General features: G+C 67.5%; 18 protein-coding genes. 5 read left to right on the top strand and 13 right to left on the bottom strand.

Features of this window, described 5'->3' with window-relative positions:
* Positions 1–276 precede the first annotated feature (276 nt).
* From OIK44_RS00785 to OIK44_RS00775, 3 genes are all read right to left on the bottom strand, one after another.
* Positions 277–804: a GNAT family N-acetyltransferase gene (locus OIK44_RS00785; RefSeq protein ID WP_273668745.1), complete on the bottom strand. Its 528-nt coding sequence runs from the start codon at positions 802–804 to the stop codon at positions 277–279.
* A gap of 71 nt (positions 805–875) precedes the next feature.
* Complete coding sequence (gene sppA, locus OIK44_RS00780; RefSeq protein ID WP_273668744.1) at positions 876–2,741, bottom strand: signal peptide peptidase SppA; 1,866 nt, start codon at positions 2,739–2,741, stop codon at positions 876–878.
* Positions 2,742–2,816: 75 nt separating this feature from the next.
* Positions 2,817–4,289 (bottom strand): sodium:solute symporter, encoded by a 1,473-nt coding sequence (locus OIK44_RS00775; RefSeq protein ID WP_273668743.1) that lies wholly within the window; start codon positions 4,287–4,289, stop codon positions 2,817–2,819.
* Positions 4,290–4,497: 208 nt separating this feature from the next.
* On the opposite strand from OIK44_RS00775, the gene OIK44_RS00770 reads away from it, so the two are divergent.
* The 3 genes from OIK44_RS00770 to OIK44_RS00760 all read left to right on the top strand — a co-directional run bounded on the left by OIK44_RS00770 (position 4,498) and on the right by OIK44_RS00760 (position 8,770).
* Positions 4,498–5,121 (top strand): DUF2799 domain-containing protein, encoded by a 624-nt coding sequence (locus tag OIK44_RS00770; protein WP_273668742.1) that lies wholly within the window; start codon positions 4,498–4,500, stop codon positions 5,119–5,121.
* A 143-nt stretch (positions 5,122–5,264) separates the two neighbouring features.
* The gene (locus OIK44_RS00765; protein WP_273668741.1) at positions 5,265–7,457 is read left to right on the top strand and encodes an ATP-binding protein; all 2,193 of its coding nucleotides are present in this window, start codon (positions 5,265–5,267) and stop codon (positions 7,455–7,457) included.
* Entirely contained in the window at positions 7,454–8,770 is a 1,317-nt protein-coding gene (locus OIK44_RS00760) for a response regulator (protein ID WP_273668740.1), read from the top strand. The genes OIK44_RS00765 and OIK44_RS00760 overlap by 4 nt, the downstream gene beginning before the upstream one ends.
* A gap of 186 nt (positions 8,771–8,956) precedes the next feature.
* On the opposite strand, the gene OIK44_RS00755 is transcribed toward OIK44_RS00760, so the two are convergent.
* Positions 8,957–10,177 (bottom strand): MFS transporter, encoded by a 1,221-nt coding sequence (locus tag OIK44_RS00755; RefSeq protein WP_273668739.1) that lies wholly within the window; start codon positions 10,175–10,177, stop codon positions 8,957–8,959.
* A gap of 170 nt (positions 10,178–10,347) precedes the next feature.
* Here OIK44_RS00755 and OIK44_RS00750 point away from each other — a divergent pair, with 170 nt between their 5' ends.
* The gene (locus OIK44_RS00750) at positions 10,348–10,584 is read left to right on the top strand and encodes a DUF3820 family protein (RefSeq protein WP_273668738.1); all 237 of its coding nucleotides are present in this window, start codon (positions 10,348–10,350) and stop codon (positions 10,582–10,584) included.
* Positions 10,585–10,602: 18 nt separating this feature from the next.
* Here the strand turns inward: OIK44_RS00750 and OIK44_RS00745 are convergent, their stop codons facing one another.
* The 9 genes from OIK44_RS00745 to OIK44_RS00705 all read right to left on the bottom strand — a co-directional run bounded on the left by OIK44_RS00745 (position 10,603) and on the right by OIK44_RS00705 (position 23,038).
* Positions 10,603–13,176 (bottom strand): ATP-binding protein, encoded by a 2,574-nt coding sequence (locus OIK44_RS00745; RefSeq protein WP_273668737.1) that lies wholly within the window; start codon positions 13,174–13,176, stop codon positions 10,603–10,605.
* 10 nt (positions 13,177–13,186) lie between these two features.
* Positions 13,187–14,239 carry an ABC transporter substrate-binding protein gene (locus OIK44_RS00740; RefSeq protein ID WP_273668736.1) on the bottom strand — a complete coding sequence of 351 codons (1,053 nt, stop codon included), beginning with the start codon at positions 14,237–14,239 and terminating at the stop codon, positions 13,187–13,189.
* Positions 14,236–15,078: an arginase family protein gene (locus tag OIK44_RS00735; RefSeq protein ID WP_273668735.1), complete on the bottom strand. Its 843-nt coding sequence runs from the start codon at positions 15,076–15,078 to the stop codon at positions 14,236–14,238. Before OIK44_RS00735 ends, OIK44_RS00740 begins: the two co-directional genes overlap by 4 nt.
* The gene (locus OIK44_RS00730) at positions 15,075–16,310 is read right to left on the bottom strand and encodes a hypothetical protein (RefSeq protein WP_273668734.1); all 1,236 of its coding nucleotides are present in this window, start codon (positions 16,308–16,310) and stop codon (positions 15,075–15,077) included. The genes OIK44_RS00735 and OIK44_RS00730 overlap by 4 nt, the downstream gene beginning before the upstream one ends.
* The gene (locus OIK44_RS00725) at positions 16,307–17,008 is read right to left on the bottom strand and encodes a methyltransferase (protein WP_273668733.1); all 702 of its coding nucleotides are present in this window, start codon (positions 17,006–17,008) and stop codon (positions 16,307–16,309) included. The genes OIK44_RS00730 and OIK44_RS00725 overlap by 4 nt, the downstream gene beginning before the upstream one ends.
* A gap of 64 nt (positions 17,009–17,072) precedes the next feature.
* A complete protein-coding gene (locus tag OIK44_RS00720) occupies positions 17,073–18,710 on the bottom strand; it encodes a response regulator (protein WP_273668732.1) in 1,638 nt (545 codons plus the stop codon).
* 171 nt (positions 18,711–18,881) lie between these two features.
* Positions 18,882–21,050, bottom strand: a complete 2,169-nt coding sequence (locus tag OIK44_RS00715; RefSeq protein ID WP_273668731.1) for a putative bifunctional diguanylate cyclase/phosphodiesterase — start codon at positions 21,048–21,050, stop codon at positions 18,882–18,884.
* On the bottom strand, positions 21,028–21,984 hold the full coding sequence (locus OIK44_RS00710; RefSeq protein WP_273668730.1) for an HDOD domain-containing protein: 957 nt from the start codon (positions 21,982–21,984) through the stop codon (positions 21,028–21,030). Before OIK44_RS00710 ends, OIK44_RS00715 begins: the two co-directional genes overlap by 23 nt.
* 124 nt (positions 21,985–22,108) lie before the next feature.
* Complete coding sequence (locus OIK44_RS00705) at positions 22,109–23,038, bottom strand: LysR family transcriptional regulator (protein ID WP_273668729.1); 930 nt, start codon at positions 23,036–23,038, stop codon at positions 22,109–22,111.
* Positions 23,039–23,185: 147 nt separating this feature from the next.
* Between OIK44_RS00705 and OIK44_RS00700 the strand changes: the two genes are divergently transcribed.
* Positions 23,186–23,890, top strand: a complete 705-nt coding sequence (locus OIK44_RS00700; RefSeq protein ID WP_273668728.1) for a pirin family protein — start codon at positions 23,186–23,188, stop codon at positions 23,888–23,890.
* The last annotated feature ends 23 nt before the right edge of the window (positions 23,891–23,913 follow it).

Raw genomic sequence — 23,913 nt, 5'->3', positions numbered from 1 at the left:
GCATCGACATGCTGCGACGACTCTAGCATAGTCATGTAACTGGCAAGACTGCCTTTGTAACAATCCGGGGGAAGGAAGGATGCGCGGCTACGGGCGCGACGGCGGGGCGTCCCGCGCGCGGCGCGCGGCAAGGCCCGGAACATCGGGGCTGGCGGGCCGGCCGCCGATTGGGGGAGGAAAACGGCGCCGTCTTCCGGGGCGGAAAACGGCGATACAAACTCGCTACAAATCTCTTGCGGGCCGGCGGTTAAAGGGCAGGAAACCGGCCGCGCGGCATCATGAAAGTTCCAGGCTGAGAATCACGTCGTGGTAATCGGTGGCGCCGACGCGGAAGGTGCGCGTGCCGACCTGGACGAAACCGGAGCGCCGATAAAAGGCCAGCGCGTCGTGGTTTTCGGCGTACACGCCGAGCAGCACGCGCGACGCGCCGGCCTGCCGCGCCTGCTGCAGCGCCGCGTCCATCAGGCGCCGGCCCACGCGCAGCCCCTGGAAACGGTGCAGCAGGTAGATGCGCTTGATTTCCAGGTCGCCGGCGCGCGGCGCCTCCACCGGCAGGTTGGCCGGGCTGAGCACCAGATAGCCGACCGGCGCGCCGCCCGGCATGGCCTCGGCCAGCCAGATGCCCATCGCCGGCTCGGCCAGCCAGGTGCGGTAGACGGCGGCGTCATGCTGGCGCGCGCAGTGCGCGAGGATGTCGGCGCCGTCGAGGATGCCGGCAAAGGTTTCCAGGAAGCTGGCCTGTCCCAGCAACGCCAGCGCGGCGGCGTCGCCCTCCACGCAACTGCGGATACGGATATCGTTCACATTCGTCCTTTCCATATAAAACAAGCCGGACCCGTCCGGCTTGTGAAACATACCAAAAAACTACTTTATTGTTACGGCGAGCCGCACTGGCAATGCGTCAGCGCCTTGAACGGTTTGCCGCCGGCGCTGACATCCGCAAGCCAGCCCAGCTCGTGGGCGATATCCAGCGCTACGCCGGGCGGCAGGCCGGTGCCGGCCGTCAGGCCCAGCTTGACGTGCTCGCCCAGGCCCAGCGTGCGCACGGCGGAGATGCCGACCAGGTCGATCAAGCGGTCGAACTTCGAGCCTTCCCGCTCGATGTAGGCGACCCGGTACTCGCCCGTCAGCTTGCCGCGCTTGGCGGCCGACGCCAGCGCGTCGCGGTAGCCGCCGACGGTGTCGATCAGGCCGCGCTCCTTGGCCTGCGCGCCGGTCCAGACGCGGCCCTGCGCGACGGCGTCGATTTTCTCCGGCGTCGTCTTGCGCGCTTTCGCGGCCTTGCCGGTGAAGTCGGCGTAGATGTAGTTGATGCTGCTCTGGATGACGTTGGCGTAGCGCGGGTCGAGCGGACGCAGCGGATTGCCGGCGTCGCTCATCCACGTGGTCGGGGTGCCGGCCGTGTGGATGCCCAGCTTGTCGATGACCTTGTCGGCCGTCGGCACGATGGCGAACACGCCGATCGAGCCGGTCACGGTGCTGGCGTCGGCGATAACCTCGTCGGCCGCCATCGACACCCAGTAGCCGCCGGACGCGGCCACACTGCCCATCGACACCACCACCGGCTTGCCGGCGGCGCGCGTCAATTCCAGCTCGCGCCGGATCAGCTCGGAGCCGAAGGCGCTGCCGCCGGGCGAGTCGACGCGCAGCACGACGGCCTTGATCTGCTTGTCCTCGCGCGCCTGGCGGATCAGCTTGGCCGTGGACAGGCCGCCGATGGCGCCCGGCGCCGCGACGCCGTCGCTGATTTCGCCGGAGGCGACGATCACGCCGACGGCGTCGCCGTCGCTTTTCGGATGCTGGCGCGCCAGGTAGTCGTCAAACGACACTTGGCGGAAGGTCTTGCCCTCGGCATCCTTGGCGCCGCGCGCGATCATCAGCTCGCGCAACTCGTCGCGCGTCTTCAGGCCGTCGACCAGCTTGGCCGTCAGCGCCACCTTGGCCATGTCGCCGCCCGCGCCGGCCATCAGCGCCGGCAAATCGTTGATGCCCTTCATCAGATCGCCCTGCGGCAGCTTGCGCGCCTTCTCCACCTCGCCCGTGTAGGCACTCCACAGCGCATTGTTGAGGAAGCTTTCCGCTTCGCTGGCGGCGGCCGACGGGCCGTTCGCGATGTAGGGCTCGGCGAAGCTCTTGTAGGTGCCCACGCGCAGCAGGTTGACCGTGATGCCGACCTTGTCGAGCGCGTCGCGGTAGTAGTTGCGATAGCGGCCGAAACCTTCCAGCATCACGCCGCCCATCGGGTGCATCAGCACCTCGCTGGCGTGCGCCGCCACCAGATACTGGCGCTGGTCGAAGCTGGAACCCCAGGCCGTCACTTTCTTGCCGGTGGCGCGGAAGCGGTCCAGCGCCGCCGCCACTTCGCGCAGCGAGGCCAGGCCGCCGCCCTGCAGGTCGTCCAGCAGCAGCACGGCCGCGCCGATGGCCGGGTCCTTGCCGGCGGCGTCGAGCACCGTCAGCACATCGCGCAATTGCACGGTTTTCTTGTCCTCGCCGCGGGCATTCGACAACAGCACTTCGCGCACGCCGCCGCTATGCTGCTCCACCAGCTTGCCCTGCAAGTCCAGCACCAGCGTGGTTTTCGGCGCCAGCGGCGCCGTGCCGCCGAAGATGATCGCACAGACGATACCGACGAGAATGGCCAAAAACAGCAGGTTCAGCAAGAAACGGCGCATCGCATCGAGCGTGCGCCAGGCAAAACCTGCGCCGCGGCGCAGGTAAGGAAACGGATTCAAGGACATCGACACTCCAGCAGGTCAGGTGAATTAAAGTTGCTAATTATCCACTGTAGTCTAAAAATTCAATGTTGTGTGAATTTAAGGCTGCAGCAGCGCCGGCGCGGGCTGCGTCTGCGGCAGCGAGATCAGGAACAGGCCCGCCAGCACCAGCAGCCCGTTAATGATAAGTAATTCTAATCCCAGACGATAAGTGGCGAAGATTTGCTCTTGATACCGCTCAAGGCCGGCGCACAGCAACGGCCCGGCCAGCGCCGCCAGCGGCACCCAGCGCTCGCGCACGCGGCGCCCGCTCAACAGGCCGAAGGCGAACAGTCCCAGCAGGGGGCCATAGGTATAGCCGGCCAGCTTCAGGATCACGCCTATCATGCTGGCGCTGTCGATCCACTTGAACACCATGATCAGCAGCAGGAACAGCGCGGCGAAGCCCAGGTGGACGCGGTGGCGCCAGCGCCGCCGGCGCGCCTCGGACAGGTCGCCGCGGCGCTGCAGGCCCAGCAGATCGATGCAAAACGTCGAGGTCAGCGCCGTGATCGCCCCGTCCGCGCTGGGGAACAGGGCCGAGATCAGGGCGACGAAAAAGACCAGTTGCACGGCCGCCGGCATATGTCCCAGCACCACGGCGGGGAACAGCTTGTCGCCGCTGGCGCCGACGCCGGCCAGCGGCGCGTACAGCGCCAGCAGGCCGCCGAGGAACAGGAACAGCGACAGCACGCCGACCAGGATCAGCATCAGGCTGAGCAAATTCTTTTGCGCGTCGGCCAGCGTCTTCACGGAAATGGTCTTTTGCATCATCTCCTGGTCCAGGCCCGTCATCGCAATCGTAATGAACATGCCGGCCAACACCTGCTTCCAGAAATACGCGGGACTGTCGACATTGTCGGTGACGATGCGCGTCAAGCCCTGCGCCTGCATGCGCCGCAGGCTGTCGACGACCGACAGGTCCAGGGCCTTGAGCAGGAAGACGACACAGATGAGCAGGCCCAGCAACATGCCCGCCGTCTGCAGCGTGTCGGTCCAGACGATGGTCTTGACGCCGCCCTCGTAGGTGTAGAGCAAGATCATCAGCAGCACGGCCGCGCTGGTCAGCCAGAACGGCACGCCCAGGCTGTCGAGGATGGTGGCCTGCAGGATATTGACGACGAGATAGAGCCGCGCCGTCGCCCCCAGCGTGCGCGACAGGATGAAGAAGGCGGCGCCGCTCTGGCAAGCGCGCCGCCCCAGGCGGGCGTCCAGATAGTGGTAGATCGAGGTCAGGCGCAGCCGGTAGTACAGCGGCAGCAGCACGGCGGCGACGGCGAGGTAGCCGAGGACATAACCCAGCACCAATTGCAGATAGCCGAAGCCGTCGCGCCCGACGGCGCCCGGCACGCTAACGAAAGTAATGCCGCTGAGCGTGGTGCCGACCATGCCGAAGGCGACCAGCATCCAGTTGCTGCTCTTGTTACCGATGAAAAAGCTCTGATTGGTGGCATTGCGCGAGGTCAGCCAGGCCACGCCCAGCAGCAGCGCGAAATAGGCTAGCACGAAAATAAACAGCAAAATAGGCGGCATAAGGGCTGGGAAATGTGGAAACTAGTGTGGCCGGCAATATACACCGACCGCGCCGCAGGGCGACGCCACAGCCGGGGACAGACCACGATTTTCAAGAAATTATTTCTTGAAAATCGTGGTCTGTCCCCAGCGCCTGATAGAATTTATTGTAACTGCCCGGCACGCCGCGCCGGCGCCCCGCCCCCCCTGCCACATTATCGGAACCCAGATGCGCCCTCTCCACCTTTCCCTTTTGCTTGCCGGCGCCCTCGCGCTCAGCGGTTGCGCCAGTCTGAGCAAGGATCAATGCCTGAGCGGCGACTGGCAGCAAATCGGCTTCAACGACGGCACCCAGGGATTGCCCAGCGAACAATTGCAGCAACACGCCCAAGCCTGCGCCGAATACGGCGTGCAAGTGAATTTCGACAGTTACCACCTGGGCCGCAGCAGGGGCATGTTGACCTACTGCCAGGCCGAAAACGGCTTCCACCAGGGCCGCGCCGGCAAGCGCCAGAACGCCGCCGCCTGCCCGCCCAATCTGCAGGCCGACTTCATGGCGGAATACCACCGCGGCTATGAAATTTACGGCATGGAGAGCGAAATCGCCAACCTGCGCGCGCGCCTGTCGTCGAACGACAGCGCCATCCGCTCGAACAACCGGCGCATCAACGACATCCGCAACGCCCTCGACAGGTCCGACCTCGGCGCCGACATCCGCAAGAACCTGCTGAACGAATTCAATCGCCTCGTCAACGACAACAATAGCTTGTCGCGCGACAACGACTACCTGCGCCGCGACGCCGACCGCCGCGACGAACTGCTGCACCTGCGGCTGCGCGACTTCGGCCGCTGAGGCGGGCGCGGCATTTTTCCCACACGACGGGCCGCGCCGCCCCCTTGGGAAATGTTGTTTATACACTTTCTTTCCACTCCGCCCTACCTGAGGTACACTCGTTTCGCATACGCCGTTTTCGCCGGACAAAGGAGTGACCCCCGATGCACCTCAGACTGCGCTCATCCATTGTGCTCATGGTCGTGGTCGGCGTCATGATACCCGTGTCGATCAGCAGCGTGCTGACGCTGGGGCAGCGCCAGCAGGCGTTGACCCAGCGCACGCAGTCGGACCACGCCCGCATGGCCGAGATCCTGTCGCTGGGCATGCAGGAGCCGCTGTGGAACATCAATCCCGAGGGCGGCCTGCCGCTGCTTGAGTCGCTGCTGGGCGACCAGCGCATCGTCACCATCACCGTGCGCGACGGCAAGCAGCGCGCCTTCCTGTCGAAAACCTATGCGGACAGGCGCAAGGGGCGCCAATTCCAGCGCGACCAGCCGGTCATCCACGAAGGCAAGCAGATCGGCGACGTCAAGCTGGTCATGGACAGCGGCCAGCTCGACAGCGAACTGGCCAGCGACCGCTGGGGCGTCGCCTGGACCGTCATCGGCCAGCTCTTCCTCAGCGTCATGCTGATCGTCACGCTGCTGCAGCGGCGCATGCTGCTGCCGATCAAGCGCCTGATGCAGGAATCGGGCCGCCTGGCCCAGCGCGACCTGCTGACCCCCTTCGTCTGGGAACAAAAGGACGAGCTGGGCAGCCTGGGCATGAGCCTGGAGCACACGCGCCAGGCGCTGCAGGCGCTGTTCGACGAAATCGAAACGAAGAACCGCATGCTGCAGGCCGACATCGAGCACCGCGCGCTGACGGAGAAGGAATTGCAGCGCCACCGCGAACACCTGGAGGAACTGGTGCGCGAGCGCACGGCCGAATTGCAAACGGCCAAGGAAAGGGCCGACGTGGCGAACCAGGCCAAGAGCACCTTCCTGGCCAGCATGACGCACGAATTGCGCACGCCGCTCAACGCCGTGCTCGGCTACGCGCAAATCCTCAAGCGCGACAAGGGCTTGAGCGAGCGCCAGGAGGTCGGCCTGAACACCATCCAGCAAAGCGGCGAGCACCTGCTGATGCTGATCACCGACCTGCTCGACCTGGCCAAGATCGAGGCCGGCAAGTTCGAGCTGGCGCCCGAACCGGCGAATCTGCTCGACTTCCTGGCCGGCATCGTCAACATCATCCGCGTCAAGGCCGAGCAGAAAAACCTGCACTTCCGCTTCCACGCCGGCGCCGGCCTGCCGCACACGGTGCTGATTGACGCGCAGCGGCTGCGGCAGATCCTGCTGAACCTGCTGGGCAATGCCGTCAAATTCACCGACGCCGGCCACGTGCACCTGCGGGTGGCCGGCAGCGCCGAGCCGGACGGCCAGGTGCGCCTGCACTTCGACGTCGAGGACAGCGGCGTCGGCATGACGCCGGCCCAGCTCGGCCACATCTTCCAGCCTTTCGAGCAAGTGGGCGACATGCAGCGCAAATGCGGCGGCACCGGCCTGGGCCTGTCGATCAGCCGCCAACTGGTGCAACTGATGGACAGCGACATCGACGTCGTCAGCGAATACGGCACAGGCAGCACCTTCTCCTTCGCCATCCGCGTCGGGCAAAGCGAGCGCAAAGTACCGGCGGCGGCCAGCCAGCGCCTGGTCACCGGCTACCAGGGCGCGCGCAAAAACGTGCTGATCGTCGACGACATCGCCGCCAACCGCGACATGCTCAAGGAATTGCTGGGTGCGCTGGGCTTCAGCGTCACGCTGGCCGAAAACGGCCTGGAAGGCTTGCAGCTAGCCAGCACCGGCCACCCCGACGTGGTGCTGATGGACATCGTCATGCCGGTGATGGACGGCCTCGAAGCGACCCGCCGCATCCGCGCCACGCCCGGCCTGGAAACGCTGTGCATCATCGCCATTTCGGCCAGCGTCAGCAAGGAAGAGCAGGACGAAACCCTGGTGGCCGGCGCCAACGCATTCATGACCAAGCCCGTCGAACAAAACCTGCTGCTGGAAAAAATCGCCGAGGAGCTGGGCCTGACGCTGCTCTACGACACCGACGCCGCGCCTGCCGCGTCCGCCGCCCCGGCCGCCAGCGCCGTGGCGGCGCCGCCCGACGCGGAAATCGACATCCTGTACCGCCTGGCCAAGGAAGGAAACATGCGCGACATCCGCCGACAAGCCGACCACATCGAAGCGCTCGATCCGCGCTACCGGGCCTTCGCCGACAAATTGCGGCAACTGGCGAAAACCTACCAGTCCAAGGCCATCCTCGACATGGTCCATGCGCACGCCAATGGAAGGAGCCCGACATGAAGCCAGCAACCGTGCTGATCGTCGACGACACGCCGGCCAACGTCGCCGTGCTGGCCGACTACCTGGAAGACCAGGGCTTGCGCGTCGTCGTCGCGCAGGATGGCGAGGAGGGATTGGCGCGCGCCCATTTCGTCAAGCCGGACCTGATCCTGCTCGACGTGATGATGCCGGGCATGGACGGCTTCGAAACCTGCCGGCGCCTGAAAGCGCATGAGGCCGTCAAGGACATCCCGGTGATCTTCATGACGGCACTGACCGACACCGGCAACGTCGTCCAGGGCTTCAGCGTCGGCGGCGTCGACTACGTCACCAAGCCGATCCAGATCGAGGAGGTGCTGGCGCGCATCAACACCCACTTGTCGCTGCGCGCCATGCACCGGCAAGTCAGCGAGCACAACCAGACGCTGCGCCAGGAAGTGGCAATGCGCCTGCAGACGGAGGCCGAGCTGCAGGCCATCGGCAACGAACAGCGTTCGCTGATCGCCAAATTGCAGCAAGCGCACGAGCAATTGCTGCAGTCGGAAAAAATGGCCTCGATCGGCCAGTTGGCCGCCGGCATCGCCCATGAAATCAACAACCCGATCGGCTTCGTCAACTCCAACATGGGCGCGCTGCAAGGCTATTTCGACACCCTGTTCGGCGCCCTCGACGACTGCGACGAGGCCATCAAGCAGGGCGCGGACCAGCCGCACATCGCCGCCCGCTACGCCCAGATCAGGAAAGGCGCCGACATCGACTTCCTCAAGGAAGACTTCGGCGACCTGATGCGGGAATCGCTGGAAGGCTTGAAACGGGTCAAGGACATCGTCCAGGCGCTCAAGGATTTTTCCCACGTGGGCGAATCGAACTGGCTGGCGGCCGACCTGCACCGCGGCCTCGACAGCACGCTGAACATCGTCAACAATGAAATCAAGTATAAGGCCGAAATCGTCAAACAATACGGCGAACTGCCGCTGGTGAAATGCCTGGCCTCGCAACTGAACCAGGTATTCATGAACCTGCTGGTGAACGCCGCCCACGCCATCAAGGAATTCGGCGTCATCACGATACGCACCGGCTGCACCGGCCCGGACTGGGTGTGGGTGGAAATCGGCGACAACGGCCAGGGCATGGCGCCCGACGTCATGAAACGCATCTTCGAACCGTTTTTCACCACCAAGGCGGTGGGCAGCGGCACCGGGCTGGGCCTGTCGCTTTCCTACGGCATCGTCAACAAGCACGGCGGCCGCATCGAGGTCAGCAGCGAACCGGGCCAGGGCTGCCGCTTCACCGTGCATCTGCCCGTCAACCCGGCGCAGGCGGAGCCGGCCTGAGCAAAAGCTGGCCAAAATAATTTTTTTGTAAACAGGCGGGACCGCAATACCCCCCTCCGGCCCATGGAATGGCGATGCGTGCCGCAAATAGGCGGCATAAGGGCTGGGGCAAAACGACGCCACAGCCGGGGACAGACCACGATTTTCAAGAAATAATTTCTTGAAAATCGTGGTCTGTCCCCGGTATCACATTGTATTTAATACACACTGGCAAATGGGCGATGGCACTGTGCCCGGCACAGGGATGGGATGGTTGCGGTCGAGCCGGCCGCTCAGCGCCGTCAGGCCGAAGGCGCCCAGCACCACCAGCGCGCCTATCCAGCCGGTATGCACCAGCCCCAGATGCGCAACGATCAGGCCGCCGCCCCAGGCGCCGCCGGCGATGCCGAGGTTGAAGGCGGCGATGTTCAGGCCGGAGGCGACGTCGACGGCGCGCGGCGTGAAATGCTCGGCCTGACGCACCACGTACACTTGCAAGCCAGCCACGTTGCCGAAGGCCACGGCGCCCCACAGCAGCACCGTCGCCAGCACCAGCCAGGGATGCGGCGCCGTGAAGGTCAGCGCCAGCAGCACGGCCGCCAGCATCAGGAAGATGATTTTCAGCGCGCCGACCGGGCCGCGGCGGTCAGCCAGTTTGCCGCCCCAGATATTGCCCACCGCGACAGAGACACCGTACACCAGCATCACCAGGCTGACGACGCCGGCGCTGAAGCCCGACACCTGCTGCAGGATCGGCGCCAGATAGGTGAAGGCGATGAAGGAGCCGCCGTAGCCGACGGCCGTCATCGCATACACCAGCAGCAGGCGGGGCTGGCCCAGCACCCGCACTTGCTCCAGCAGCGCGGCCGGCTTGCTGTGCCGGATCGTCGCGGGAATGTACGCCAGGCTGCCGAGGAAGGCCAGCACGCCCAGCACCGACACGCCCAGGAAGCTTGCGCGCCAGCCAAAATGCTGGCCGATGAAGGTACCCAGCGGCACACCGGTGACCAGGGCCACCGTCAGTCCCGTGAACATGATGGCGATCGCGCTGGCGGCTTTTTCCTTCGCCACCAGCGAGGTGGCGATGGTCGAGCCGATCGAGAAGAAGACGCCGTGCGCCAGGCCGGTCAGGATGCGCGCGGCGACCAGGCTGGCGTAGCCCGGCGATTGCCAGGCCAGCAGGTTGCCGACGGTGAACAGTACCATCAGCGACAACAGCAGGGTCTTGCGCGGCAGTTTGCCGCTCAGGGCCGTCAGCACCGGCGCACCGACGGCGACGCCGAGCGCGTACAGGCTGACCAGCAGGCCGGCCGACGGCAGGTCGACGCCGAGGTCGGCGGCGATGTTCGGCAACAGGCCGACGATGACAAATTCGCTGGTTCCGATGGCAAATGCGCTGATGGTGAGCGCGAGCAAGGCAATGGGCATGGCATAACTCCGTTAAAGTGGATGCCACGCATTATCTGGCGAATCTTTGCGTCGAAAAATAGGTTTCCGGGCAGAAGATATTTGCGCCGAAATCAATAATCAACGCGGCCCGGCGCCGCCCGCCGCCGTTCTGCTATATTGAGCGCACACGCTCAACGCCGATCTTCGCCATGAATCCAGAGTCCTTAAACCTGTTGCTGACCCTTGAAATGCCTTACGGGAAATACAAAGGCCGCGTCATCGCCGACCTGCCCGGCCATTACCTGGGCTGGTTCGCGCGCGAAGGCTTTCCGTCCGGCGAGCTGGGCAAGCTGATCGCCTTGATGTACGAGCTCGATCACAATGATTTGCGGCATTTGCTCGATCCGCTGCGGCAGCGGCCGCCGGCGCGCCGGCGGCCCGCCTGACGGCAAGAACAAGCGGACTTACCCCGGATCGGCGCATTGGGCCGCCGGCCCGTGTTCGGCCTTTTCAAACAGTTGCGTCAGCGCGCAGCGCAGCTCGCGCAGCTTGGGCGGTTTGCTCAGCACGCAGTCCACTTGCACCAGGTTGTCGCTCTCGGGCACCAGCCGCTGCCCCCAGCCCGTCAGCATGATCAGCGGCGTCTGCGGCGCGATCTGCTTGACCGCCGCCGCCACCTTGCGCCCGTCGATGTACGGCATGCCCAGGTCGGTGATGACCAGCGCGAACGCCTCGCCCTGCTGCTGCGCGGCGCGGAAGGTGTCGATGCCGGCCTGGCCGCCGTCCGCCGCGACCACCCGGTGGCCGTCGATTTCCAGGATGTCGCGCAGCGCCTTCAACACCATCGGGTCGTCGTCGACCAGCAGGATGCGCAGGCTGGTCGAGATGGCGTAGGCGCCGGCCGGCTGCGCCAGCTCGGCCGCTTCGCTCGGCAGCAGGAAGCGCAGGCTCACCGTCGTGCCCTGCTGCGGCGCCGTGCGGATGTCGATGTGGGCGCCGTGGCGCTCCATCATGCCGTACACCATCGCCAGCCCCAGGCCGGTGCCGCGCTCGCCCTTGGTCGTGAAAAACGGCTCCAGGCAGCGCCGCCGCGTGCTGTCGTCCATGCCGACGCCGCTGTCGCCCACTTCGATGATCACCAGCCGCGGCGCCGCGACGGCGCCGTCCGGCGCCGGCTCCGGCTCCGGTCCCAGCACCGTGCGCAGCGTCAGCGTGCCGCCCTCGGGCATGGCGTCGACGGCGTTGAAGACCAGGTTGGTCAGCGCCTCGCGGATTTCGCCCTCGACGCCCATGATGGCCGGCAGCCCCGCCGCCAGCTCGGTGCGCAGCTCGATGACGATGCCGCGCTGCTGCGGCATGTCGCTCCAGCGCGCCCGCGTCAGGTCGACCACTTGCTGCACCAGCAGGCTGGCGTCGACCGGCGCCAGCGTCAGTTGCGGCTCGCGCTGGCGGTAGAATTCGCGCATCCGCGCCACCGTCGCGGCGACGTCGTCGATGGCCCGCTCGATCACTTCCAGGCAGTGGCGTCCGTGCGGGCTCAGGTTCAGCTCCGTCTCCAGCAGCGATTCCGTGTACAGCGCCACCGGCGAGATGGCGTTGTTGATGTCGTGGGCGATGCCGCTGGCCATCTGGCCCAGCGCGCCCAGGCGCTCCTGCTGCATCACCGACTGCTGGGTCTGGCGCAAATCGTCGTAGGCCCGCTGCAGCGCCCCGTACAACTGCGCCTGGTTGGCGGCCAGCGCCACGTGCTCGCTCAACTGGCGCAGGAACTCGCATTCGCCGCTGGAAAAGCTGTAGGCGGCGCGGCGCGCCACCACCAGCACGCCGAACACCGTGCTCTCGGCCAGCAGCGGCGCCATCACCAGCGCGCGCAGCTCGCCGCGCGCCAGCCGCTGCGGAAACGGGAAGCCCACGTCGGCGATGTCGGCCTCGTAGACCAGTTCGCCGCGCACGCAGCGCGACAGACCGTTTTCGTCGATCGGGATGCGGGCGTGCTCGTTCATCGAGAACACCCGCGCCAGCGGTTCGCTGAGCAGGCCGACGCTGGTCACGACCAGCATCTGCTTGGCCGCGTCGTACAGGCAGATGCAGCCGAAGTCCAGCGGCAACTGGTCTTCCAGGCTGCGGATGACGACCTGGAAGATGCTGCGCAAATCCTGCCGCTCGCCGATCGAACGGGTGATCTGGTGCAGCAGGTTGAGGCGCCCGAGCTGGGCCTGGACTTTCTGCTCGGCTTGCTGGCGCACGATGATTTCGCCGTGCAGCACCGCGTTGGCGCGCACCAGCTCGTCGCGCGAGACGGTGGTGAGCTTGAGCTTTTCCGTCATGGCGTCGAAGGCCCGCGCCAGGTCGCCGATTTCGTCGGTGGTGTTGACGCCCAGCGAGAAGTCGAGGTTGCCGGCGCCGACGATGCGGGTGCCCTCGCTGAGCTTGTCGAGCGGCCGCGTGACGCTGCGCAGCGTGATGACGATGACGCCGGCGACGACCAGGATGACCAGGCCGCCGAAGGTGGCGACGGCGGCGTTGGCGCGCTGCTGGGCCGCCAGCACGGCGGCGCGGCTGCGCTCGGACAGCACCAGCGCCGCCGAGATCATCGCCTGGGTCTTGTTGGTGATCTGCCCCGACAGCCGCGTCTCCAGCTCTTCCAGCACCTCGATGCGCGGCTGCGCCTGGGCCAGGCTGCGGCGGTTCGCCACCAGCAGGCCGAACAGGACGTCGACGCGCTCCAGGTTGTGGCGCATTTCGGCGATGATCTCGCCGTCCTCCTCGCCGTCGAAGTCCTGGCTGACGGCGAGCGCGCGGGCCAGCGACGCGTTCCTGCCCTGCCACTGGATGCGCGTGCGGTGTTCGTGGTGCAAGGCGTACTCCAGCGACAGGTAGCGCAGCGCCGTGACGGCCTGCAGCACCTCGCTGGCGCTTTGGTTCTTGACCAGCTCGCGCTTCATCTGCTGGCTCGTCAGCAGCAGCATTGTGACGACGATGGCCACGACGATCACGCAGAACAGTTCGGCAAGCTTGAGTCGGGTCGAGATTTTCACTGTGCCGTCCTCAATGGATGATCGTCACGGCCGCCGGCGTCACCGCTTCCAGGCCGTCGAGGTAGACATAGTCCAGGTAGTTCGGAATCTCGCTGCGCCCCGTCATCTTGTTCTTGATGGCCCACCTGGCCTCGTCCTCCAGCGCCAGGATCAGGCCCTGGTCGAGCACCACGCTGAAGCGGTAGGAGGGCCAGGACGCCCGCCACTTGGCCAGGTCGCCCTTGCTGGCGCTGGCCTGCAAGGCCAGCGCCGCGTCCGGCTGCTCGTCGCAGAAACGGGCGCCGCTCTGCAAGGCCCGCAGCACCTTCTTGATGGTGTCGGCGCGGCTGAGGACATAATTGCGCATGCCGGCCACGTTGTAGATGCTTTCATAGACTTCCTGCCCGTAGAACACGACGGCGTTGCTGCCCTGCTGGTTCAGGGCCTGCGTCAGGAAGGGCTCCCAGGTGGCGATGGCGTCGACCTCGCCCTGCTCCAGCGCGGCCGGCAGTTCCTCCGGCTTGTAATTGCGCGTCGTCACCTCGCCCGACTGCAGCAATTGGCGGTTCAGCAAGGCGTCCAGCGTGAAATGGCCCGAGGTGTTCAGCGTGACGCCGATGCGCTTGCCCTTCATGCTGGCGGGCGTGCTGACGCCGCTGTCGCGCCGCCCGACGACGCCGTGGTCCTGCTCCGTCTTGAAAATGCTGGCGATGACGGCGATGTGCTTGTCCTCCAGGCCGGCGAACATGATGGGGATGTCGGCCACCGTGCCCAGGTTAGCCTTGCCCTGCAGCACAGCCTCCATCGCCGCCTTGCCGCTCGAATGCGCCTGCACGACGACCTGGATGCCCTCGCCGGCAAAATACCCCTTGCCCTGCGCGGCGATGACGGAGCAACTGCCGACGTAGTCCGTGTTGGTGGCGATCACCACCTTTTCAGGCGGCCCGCCCGGCGGCGGCGGCGCCGTCCGGCCGAACCAGACATACGCCGCCGCCAGCGCCGTGACGGCCAGCAGCAGCACCCAGCCCCACGCCGCGGCGGCGGGGTCGCGCCGCTTCACGCGCCCGTCCGGGTATTGCGTCATCGTCCCTCCCTTGCTTCGGCGCCCAAGCCCAGCTCGCTGAGCAGGGCCAGACAGGCCAGCGCCGTCTTGTTGTCGGCGTCGGCCTCCTCGTGCCAGGCGGAGACGGAGACGGCGATGATGTTGTGGCCGCGCAGGGAACGGAACAAGCGGTGCATGTCTTCCCAGCTTGGGCCGTGCTTGACATGGTATTTCAGCGCCGGCATGTCGGCCTCGGCGTTGACGACGTCGGTGTCCCAGTGCAGGTACAGGCTGTCGCGCGGCGCCAGGTGGCTGACGATGTCCTCGATGGCGCAGGTGACGATGGCCGACGCCGCGATCGCCTCGGCCTCGCCGGGATCCAGGTCGCGCGCGTCCGACAGCAGGATGCGCTGCTCCGGATACGGCCGCACGCCGATCTGCGCGACCAGGGCGCCGATGGCGTCGCGCCCGGCCTGGCGGCGGTCGCCGCGCCCCACCAGCACGGCCAGCGGCATGCCGCCCAGGTACTGGGTCTGGGTCGTGCCCCAGGTGTGGAAGTCGCCGTGCGCGTCCAGCCACAGCATGCGCTCGGGCGTCCGGCCGGCCTTCTGCAGGCCGGCCAGCACGCCCAGCGTCGACATGCAGTCGCCGGCCAGGCTGATGGGCACGCCGCCGGCGCGCACGCGCAGCCGCACGGCCTCCGACAGCAGCGCGTAGATTTTGCCCATCCTGCGCATTTTCTCGTTGCTGCCGGCGACGCTGGCCGCCGTCAAGTCCGGGTCGGCGACGACGTCCCAGCCGTGCCGGGCCAGCTCGGCGACTCGGCACAGGCCGTTGCGCCGCTGCCCCATCAGGTAAGGCACGATCAGGTGGTTGTTCATCGCCAGCCCGCCGGCTGCATCGCATAGCCGAGCGAGGCCATCATGGCCCGCACCTCGGGCCGCTCGCCCAGCGCCAGCATCAGCGCCTCGCGCTTTTTCCAGCGCATCGGCCGCGGCGTGTCCGTCGCCATCAACACCGGCAAGGCCGCCGGCGGCGCCATCGGCGCGATGCCGAGGTGGGCCGTGATGCTGTCGAGGAAGGCGCCGGGGGCCGCCAGGAAATCCTCGAAGGACAGCCGCAGCGCCGCCACGCCGCTGGCCAGCACGGCCCGGTGCGCCGACAACCACTGGTTCAGGCAGACCTCGTGCAGGGCCGCGGCGGTGAAGTCGCGCCAGTTCGGCGGTAAATCGAATTTCCACCAGTGTTTGCCGAACGGCACCACATCGGAATAGCCGCCTATCGCCAGCTGCTGGCCGCGCCGCCCCATATCGTGCGAAAAAAAACCCACCGGCGAGAGCCAGCCGTCCATCAAGCCGTTCACCGACTGGGCGTAGCCGCGGCTCAAGTGCAGGTAATGGATGCGCGCGTGCGGAAAAATCTGCTCGTACATGCCGATGCGGTAGACGTCGGAGGGCGCCTTGAACAGCAGCATCTTGTCCTGCGCGTCGCGCGCGCCGAACGGCCGCCGGTACAGGCGCGGCAGCACGAACGGCGGTTCCTCGATCTTCAGCGATTCGTCGAAACCGGCGCCGCCGCCGGCCCGCCTGCCGTCGTAATACTCCAGCCGCCACGGCTGCTCGCGGTAGACGCGCGCCAGCACGCCGGCCTGCACCCGCCCCTCGTCGCGGACGGCGCCGGCCTCGGCGTCGTCGAGGGCTTGCTCGATCGCCCGCAACATGCTGCCGTGCCCCGCCGCCGCCGAGAACAGCGCGGGAAATTGCAGCAGCAAGCGGTTCTCCCAGCGTTTTTTTTGCGCCTCCAGCGACGGGCAGCCGGCCGCGGGCAGGCTCAGCTCGTCGAAAACATTGTCGGCCACGGCGCCCGGATTGGCCAGCGCGCCGATGGCGTCGCTGTCGGCGTTGTAGCCGAAGCCGTTGCCCGTCAGCGCCAGCAGCGGATCGATCTCGCCGTCCAGCGAGGCGAGGTCCGGGTGGGCCGCCAGCACGCTCTTGAGCAGGCTGGAGCCGGAGCGCGAGTTGCCGAGGATGACGACGACATGGCGGACCTGCGTCCCCAGGCTGGAGTGGCGCACGTTGCGGATGCGGTTGACCGCTGCGATCAGCTCGTTCATGCGGCCGGCGCTCCCGCCGCGCGCCACATGACGAAGGCGTAAAAGGTCTTGGTGGCGGCCTTGTCGGCCGACGCCGCCGCCAGCGCCCGCACGGAAAAGCCGGCCGCCTTGGCCAGCTTGCGCACGGCGGCGACGGCGCCGAAATTGGCGTGCGCGAAATAGATGCGCCCGCCCGGCTTCAGGTAGCGCCCGACGTCGGCGAAAAAGCGCGTGTTGGTCTGGAAATCCGTGTCCCATTGCGACTGGGCGACGACGTCGTGGGCCGGCTTGTCGCGAAACGGCAGGTTCGCCGTGACGACGTCGAACTGCTCCGCGCCGACGGCCTCGAACAGGTCGGAGCGGCGCACCTCCATGGTGGCGCCGAAGCCGTGCCGGGCGGCGTTGTGGCTGGCGCTTTTCAGCGCCGCCGGGTTGATGTCGACGGCCAGCACGCGGCCGGCGCCCCGGTAACAGGCGAACACGGCGATGACGCCCGAGCCGGTGCCGACGTCGAGCACGCTTTCGCCGCGGCGCACGCGAAAATGCCGCACCAGGGGCTGGCTGTCCGTGAAGGGCCAGAAGGTGTTCGGGTAGACCAGGAAATCCTTGTCCAGGTAGCGTATCGTCTTGCCCGTCTCCGGCACGCCCTTGAACAGCTTCTGCCGGCCTTTTTGCCAACGGTCGATTTGCGCAACATTGCTGCCTGCCGTGTTCTGCATGTCCTTGACCTTTCAGAAAATAATTCAGAAGGAAAAATCGTTGCGGCCGGGCGCGGCCGGGGCGCTAGGCGATCTGCTTGCCGTCGCCGAAGGCCAGGGCGCTGTCTATCGTCTCGGCGAAGCGGCTGATGTCGATCGGTTTGGTCAGGTAGTCGAAGAAGCCGGCCGCCATGCCGCGCCGCACCTCGTTGCGCAGCGCGTTCGCCGTCACGGCGATGACGGGGATGTGCGCCGTCTGCGGATCGCTGCGCAGCATGCGCAGCGTCTCGAAGCCGTCGATGCCGGGCAGGTCGATGTCCATCAGGATCACCTGCGGCGCGTGCAGGCGCGCCAGCTCGACGCCGCTGTGGCCGTCGCGCGCCGACAGCAGGTCGATGTCGGCGCGCAGGCGCACCAATTCCTCGACCAGTTGCAGGCTCATCGGATTGTCCTCGACATACAGGACCGTGTTGCGCAGGCGCGGGCTGTGCACCACCACCAGTTGCGGCTGCGCCTTGCCGGCCTCGGCGTCGCCGCCCGCCAGCGCGCCGCCGCGCAGCGCGAACTCGACCCAGAAGGTGCTGCCGACGCCGACCGTGCTGGCCACGCCGATCTCCGCGTGCATGGCCTCGACCAGGCGCTTCGAGAGCGCCAGTCCGAGGCCGGTGCCCTCCTCGTTCGAGCCTTCGCGGCCGAGCCGGTTGAAGGACTGGAAGATAGCGTCGAGCTGCTCCTGGCTCAGGCCGGCGCCGGTGTCGCTGACGCAGATGCGCACCCGCCCCGGGCTGGCGGCGCGGCAGGCCAGCGTCACCGTGCCGTGCTCGCGGTTGTACTTGATGCCGTTCGAGAGCAGGTTGACCAGCACCTGCTTCAGGCGCGTGCGGTCGGCCAGCACGCGCAGCGGCACCTGCTCGGGGAAGACCAGCGCGATGCCGCGCTGCTGGGCCAGCGGCTCGATCATGGCGCGGCACTCGTGGAACACCTCGGCCAGCCCCACCGTCTCGAGCGACAGCGACAGGGCGCCCGCCTCGACCTTGGCCAGGTCCAGCACCTCGTTAATCAGGGTGAGCAAATGCTTGCCGGCGTTGACGATGTGCCAGGCGAACTTCTTCTTTTCCAGCGGCGTCGTCGGCAGGATCTCCGACGTCAGCACCTGGGCGAAACCGAGGATGGCGTTGAGCGGCGTGCGCAATTCATGGCTCATGTTCGACAGAAAGGTCGACTTCGCCAGATTGGCCCGCTCGGCCTCCTGCTTGGCCAGCTGCAATTCCTGGTTCATCGCGTCGAGTTCGGCCGCGTGCTCGCGCAACTGCCGCTCCAGCCTGGCGTTCTGCATGCGCAACTGGCGCGCCTCCTGGGCCCGCGCCAGCAGCGGCAGGATGGCCGACACCTTGAACGGCTTGACGATGTAGTCGAGGGCGCCGATCTTCATCGCCTGCACGGCCGAGGCGATGCTGCCCTCGCCCGTCATGATGATGCAGGTCAGGTCGGCGTCGAGCTTGCGCGCCTCCTGCACCAGGGCGATGCCGTCTATGCCGGGCAACATCAAATCGCTGAGCAGGATGTCGAAGGACTCCGAGCGCAGCAGCGTCAGCGCCGCCTCGGCCGTGACCAGGCCCGTCGTTTCATAATGGTAGGCGCCGAGCGTGTCGCACAGCGCCCGCATATGCGCCGCCTCGTCGTCAACGATGAGGATGCGGGGGTGCGATGCGGGTACGCTCATACAACCTCCATGCTGCAGCGGATAGTTTGACGCGCAGCCCGGAAGGGCCAGAAAATCACAGCACGTTGTTTCAGAATAGCATTTGCATAGCCGCCAAAATACGCACTTTGTCACGCTTCCATTGCGCCAGATCAATGGCCTACGGGCGCCGCCCCGCTTATGCGGCGAAACCTACGCGGCGAAGCTCAGGCGCCGGCCCTCGCGCAGCATCTGCGCGAAGTCGGCCGCCGGCACCGCCGGGCTGAACAAATAGCCCTGCAACTGGTCGCAGCCCAGCCCCCGCAGGAAGCGCATCTGCTCGACCGTCTCGACGCCCTCGGCGACGATTTCCTGGCGCAGTTGCTGGGCCATCGTCACGATCGCCCGCGCGATGGCGCAGTCGTTCTCCTCCTGCGGCAAGCCGACGACGAAGGAGCGGTCGATCTTCAATGTGCTGATGGGAAACTTCTTCAGGTAGGCCAGGCTCGAATAGCCGGTGCCGAAGTCGTCCAGCGCCAGCGCCAGGCCCATCGCCACCAGCTCGTTCATGATGGCGATGACTTGCTCGGCGCCGCGCACCAGCAGGCTTTCGGTGATTTCCAGCATGATCTGCTGGGGCAGCACGCCGTGGCGGTCCAGGGCGGCGGCGATGCGCGCCGGCAGCTGGCCGTCGAACTGCCGCGCCGACAGGTTGACGGCGATGGTCGGCATCGCCACGCCGGCGTCGCGCCAGGCGCCGATCTGCCGGCAGGCCTCGTCGAGCACCCAGCCGCCCAGCTCCAGCACCAGGCCGCTCTCCTCGGCGACGGGAATGAACACCCCCGGCGACACCATGCCGCGCAGCGGGTGCTGCCAGCGCAGCAGCGCCTCGGCGCCGACGATGCGGCCGCTGCGCAGGCTGACCTTGGGCTGGTAGTGCAGCTGCAACTGGCGCGCCGCCAGCGCCTGGCGCAACTCGCTTTCCAGGCGCAGGTGCTCCTTGGCGCGCTGGTTCATCTCCTCGCGGTAGAACAGGTAGCCCGGCTCCGTCTGCTGCTGCGCCTTGGCCGCCGCCACGTCGGCGTAGCGGAACAGCGAGGCGACGTCGAGGCCGTCCTCGGGGTAGACGCTGATGCCGATGCGGGCGCCCACCTGCAGGCTGTGGGCGTCGACCAGGATGGGCGCGGCGAGCGCGGCGAGCAGCTTGTGCGCGACGATGGCGGCGTGCTCGCGCTTGTCGATGCCGAGCAGCGCGGCGACGAATTTGTGGCCCTCGACGCGGGCCAGGATGTCGGCGTCGCGCAGCGCCGCGCGCAGCAGCCGCCCTATCGCCACCAGCAACTGGTCGGCCGTTTCCGCCCCCAGCGTGTCGCCGATGGCGCCGATGCGGCCGATGTCGAGCACCAGCAGCGCGCCGTGCCCGGCGCTGCGGCGGGCGCCGGCCAGCGCCTGCGTCATCAACTGGTTCAGCTGGAAGCGGTTGGGCAGGCCGGTCAGGCTGTCGTAGTTGGCCATGCGCTGCATGCGCGCCTCGGCGTCCTTGTGCACGCTGATGTCGGACAGCAGCGAAAAGGTGTGGCTGAGGCGGCCCGCCTCGTCGCGCACGGCGCTGATCGTCAGCGACTGCGGAAACAGCTCGCCGTTCTTGCGCCGCCCGACGATCTCGCCGCGCCAGGGCTCGCGCGCCGTCATCGCCGCGCGCACGCGGGCGCGCAGGTCGGCGTCGTGCCGGCCCGTGCGCAGCAAGTCCGGGGTCTGGCCGATCGCCTCGGCCGGCGCGTAGCCGGTGATGCGCGTGAACGCGCCGTTGACGGAGACGATGCGCTCGTCGGCGTCGGTGATCAGCACGCCCTGGTCGCTGTCCTCGACGATGCGGGCGTGCAGGCGCACCTTGTCCTGCTCGGACAGGGGCTCGCGCGGCACCGACAGGCGCACCGCCATGCCGGCGCAGTCGCCGGCGGCGTCGACGATGGGCGTGCGCGTCAGGCGCAGCCAGAACACGGCGCCCGACTTCTTGCGCCGGCGCACCTCGCCGGCGCCGCCGGCGTCGGCGAACAGTTCGGCGATCTTGCCGTCGTCGTCATCGTCGGCGTAGAGGAACAGGATGTGCTGGCCCAGCGCCTCCTCGCGCGTGTAGCCGAACAGGCGCTCGGCGGCGCCGTTCCAGCCGCACAGGTAGCCGGCCAGGTCCAGCTCGATGACGGCCTCGTCCGGCGCGGCCGGCGCGGCCGGGCCGGCCAGGCCGCGCAGCGCCGCGTCGAGCCGGTCCAGCGTGCGCGCCAGCGCGGCGCCCCGCTGCGTCCGCGCCTGCCGGCTCAGGGCCAGGCAGGCGTGCAGCAGCGCGTCGGGCTGGGACGCCTCAGGCGCCATTGTCGAGCACACCGAGCATCCACAGATAGGCGTCGAGCACGATGCCGTTGAATTCCGCCGGCGCCAGCCCCTGCCCCTGCAACTGCCGCGCCAGCGCCGCGAAGTCGCCCCGCTCGGCCGCCAGCAACAGCGCCAGCAAGGCGCCCAGCTCGCCGCGCTGGGCCAGCAGCGCGCCCTGCACCGCCTCGTCCACCTGCAAGGGTTGCAAGAGCTCGGCCAGCGGCAGGCCGAACAGCACGCCCAGCAGGGAAAACATGCCGCACATGAAGGCCTGCTCCTGCGCCAGCCGGTCCATGCCGGCGGCCCTGGCCAGCAGCGCCAGCGCGTGCGCGCGCACCGCCACGCGCGCCAGCAGCATGGCCGCGCGCACGTCGTCGGGGCGGGCCGCGTACAGCATCAGGTTGAGCCAGCGGCGCAGTTGCTGCCGCCCCAGGATCAGGATCGCCTGCGAAAAACTGCTGACGCGGCGGCCGTTGCCGATGCCCTGGGAATTGACCAGGCGCAGCAGGTGGTAGGACAGGCTGGGGTCGTGCCGCAGCAAAGCCTCGATTTCATGGGTGTCGGCGTCGCGCGCCAGCAGTTGCACCAGTTGCAGCGCCAGCGTGCGCGAGGCGGCGCGCTGGTCCGCCGCCTTCGCCGGCGGCGCCAGATACCAGTCGCCGGCGCGCCACGCGACGCCGGCCGGCAGCGGCCCGAACGGGGCCGCGCCGCGCAGCACGCCGGCCTCGTCCAGCGGCCGCCAGCCCTGCGCCTGCAACAGCGGCGCCGGCCCCAGGCGCTCGGGATAGAAGCAGGCCAGTTGCGCGCCGAGGGTGCGCATGGCCTCGCCGTCCAGGCCGGCCGCCCCGGCGCAGGCGGCGCCCGCCGTTTCGTCCTGGGCAAGCAGCAGCGCGGCGGGGGCGCCTTGGCGGTTCGCCAGCAAATGGAAAAAGACCAGTGAGCTCATCGGGAGTCCCGTCGCCGGGCCTGCTGTACAGGGGGGATGAGATGCATGGTAACCCGAAATTATTGGCGGAAACCAAGATGCCACAGGCCCCGGAGGCCCCAGTGCGGGCCTCAGTTGAGGTGCATCAACATTCCTGTCGGCCCGGCGCATGCGCCAGCAAACGCGCGAACAGGCCGGGCTCGCGCAGGCGCGCCAACCACCAGCTCAGCGCCGCGCCGTCCTCGCCGGCGCGCCACGCCAGGTAGAAGGTTTCGTCCGGCTTCGGCTCCTCCACGGCCTTCTCGACCAGTTGGCCGCGGCCGATGGCGGCGCGGGCGCACGGTTCGGGCAGGAAGCCGAAGCCGAGGCCGGCCAGCTGGTAGTCGAACTTGGCCTGCATGGTCGGCACCGTCAGCGCGTCCTGCCCGAGCGGCAGGCCGACCGTGCGCGGCGCCAGGCGCCGCGCCGAATCGGCCACGACGATGGCGCGGTGGTGCTGCAACTGGTTGCGCCCCAGCGGCTCGCTCGCGTCCGCCAGCGGGTGGCCGGGGGCGACGGCGAAGACGAAGGGCAGCGTGCCGATTGCCTGCGACACATAGCCGCCGCCGGCCGGGCCGTCGCCGGCCGCGCCGACCAGCAAATCGACGCGGCCCTCCAGCAGCGCCTCCCAGGTGCCCGACAACGCCTCCTGCACCAGGCGCAGGCGGGTCTGCTGCGCCACCGCGTAAAAGGCGCGCGCGTCGGCCTCGAAGGCGCGCGCCGAAAACAGCGCGTCGTAGCCTATGCCCAGCTCCGTCTCCCAGCCGGACGCGACGCGGCGCACGCGCTGCTCCAGGTCGTGCGCCGCCTTCAGCAGGTAGCGCCCCTCCTTCAGCAATTCCTGGCCGGCGCGGGTGAGCACGACGCGCGGGCCGTTGCGCTCGAACACCTGCACGCCCAGTTCGCTCTCCAGCTTGCCGACGGTGTAGGAAATCGTCGACGGCACGCGGTGCAACTCCTTGCCGGCGGCGGAGAAGGAACCGCGGCGGTCGATGGCGTCGACGATTTGCAAGGCTTCCAGGCTGAGTCTGAGCATTCGATTTTTTCGATAATAGATAGGCAAATTTTCCGTTTTTCGATGCGACAAGCGTGGCTTATACTGCATCTTATCGGTGCATGACAGCCGGCCGAAACGGTCTGTCGAAATTATCGCACATTAACTTTCAAAAGAATGGAGCACACCATGATGCAAATTCGTCGTAGCGCAGAACGCGGCGTGGCCCGGCACGGCTGGCTGGACTCGCAGCACAGTTTTTCCTTCGGCCACTACCACGATCCCCTGCACAACGGTTTCGGGCCGCTGCTGGTCATCAACGAAGACCGCGTCGCGCCGGCCCAGGGCTTCGGCAGCCACGGCCACCGCGACATGGAAATCATTTCCTACGTGCTTGACGGCGCCCTCGAACACAAGGACAGCATGGGCACCGGCTCCGTGCTGCACTACGGCGACGTGCAGCGCATGAGCGCCGGCAGCGGCGTGCGCCACAGCGAGTTCAACCACTCGCCGGCCGAGGGCTTGCACTTCCTGCAGATCTGGATTGCGCCCAATATCACCGGGATCGCCCCCAGCTACGAGGAAAAGCACTTCGCGCCGGCCAGCAAGCAGGGCCAGCTGCGCCTGCTGGCCTCCGGCGACGGCCGCGACGGCTCCCTGCTGATCCACCAGGACGCGGCGCTGTACGCCAGCATCCCGCAGCCGGGCCAGCGCCTGGAACACCGGCTGGCCGCGGGCCGCCTCGCCTACGTCCACCTGATCCGCGGCGCGCTGCTGGTCAACGACACGCAGCTGGCGGCCGGCGACGCGCTGAAGATCAGCGATGCCAGCCTGGTCGTGCTGGAGCAGGCCGAGCAGGCCGAAGTGCTGCTGTTCGACCTGCCCGCCGCCTAAGCATGGGGGCGCCGCCTGCCGCC

The organism is Janthinobacterium fluminis, from assembly GCF_028595325.1.
GTDB lineage: Bacteria > Pseudomonadota > Gammaproteobacteria > Burkholderiales > Burkholderiaceae_D > Janthinobacterium > Janthinobacterium fluminis.
Note: the sequence above shows the minus strand (reverse complement) of the source record. Positions and strands in the feature narration are given on the sequence as shown.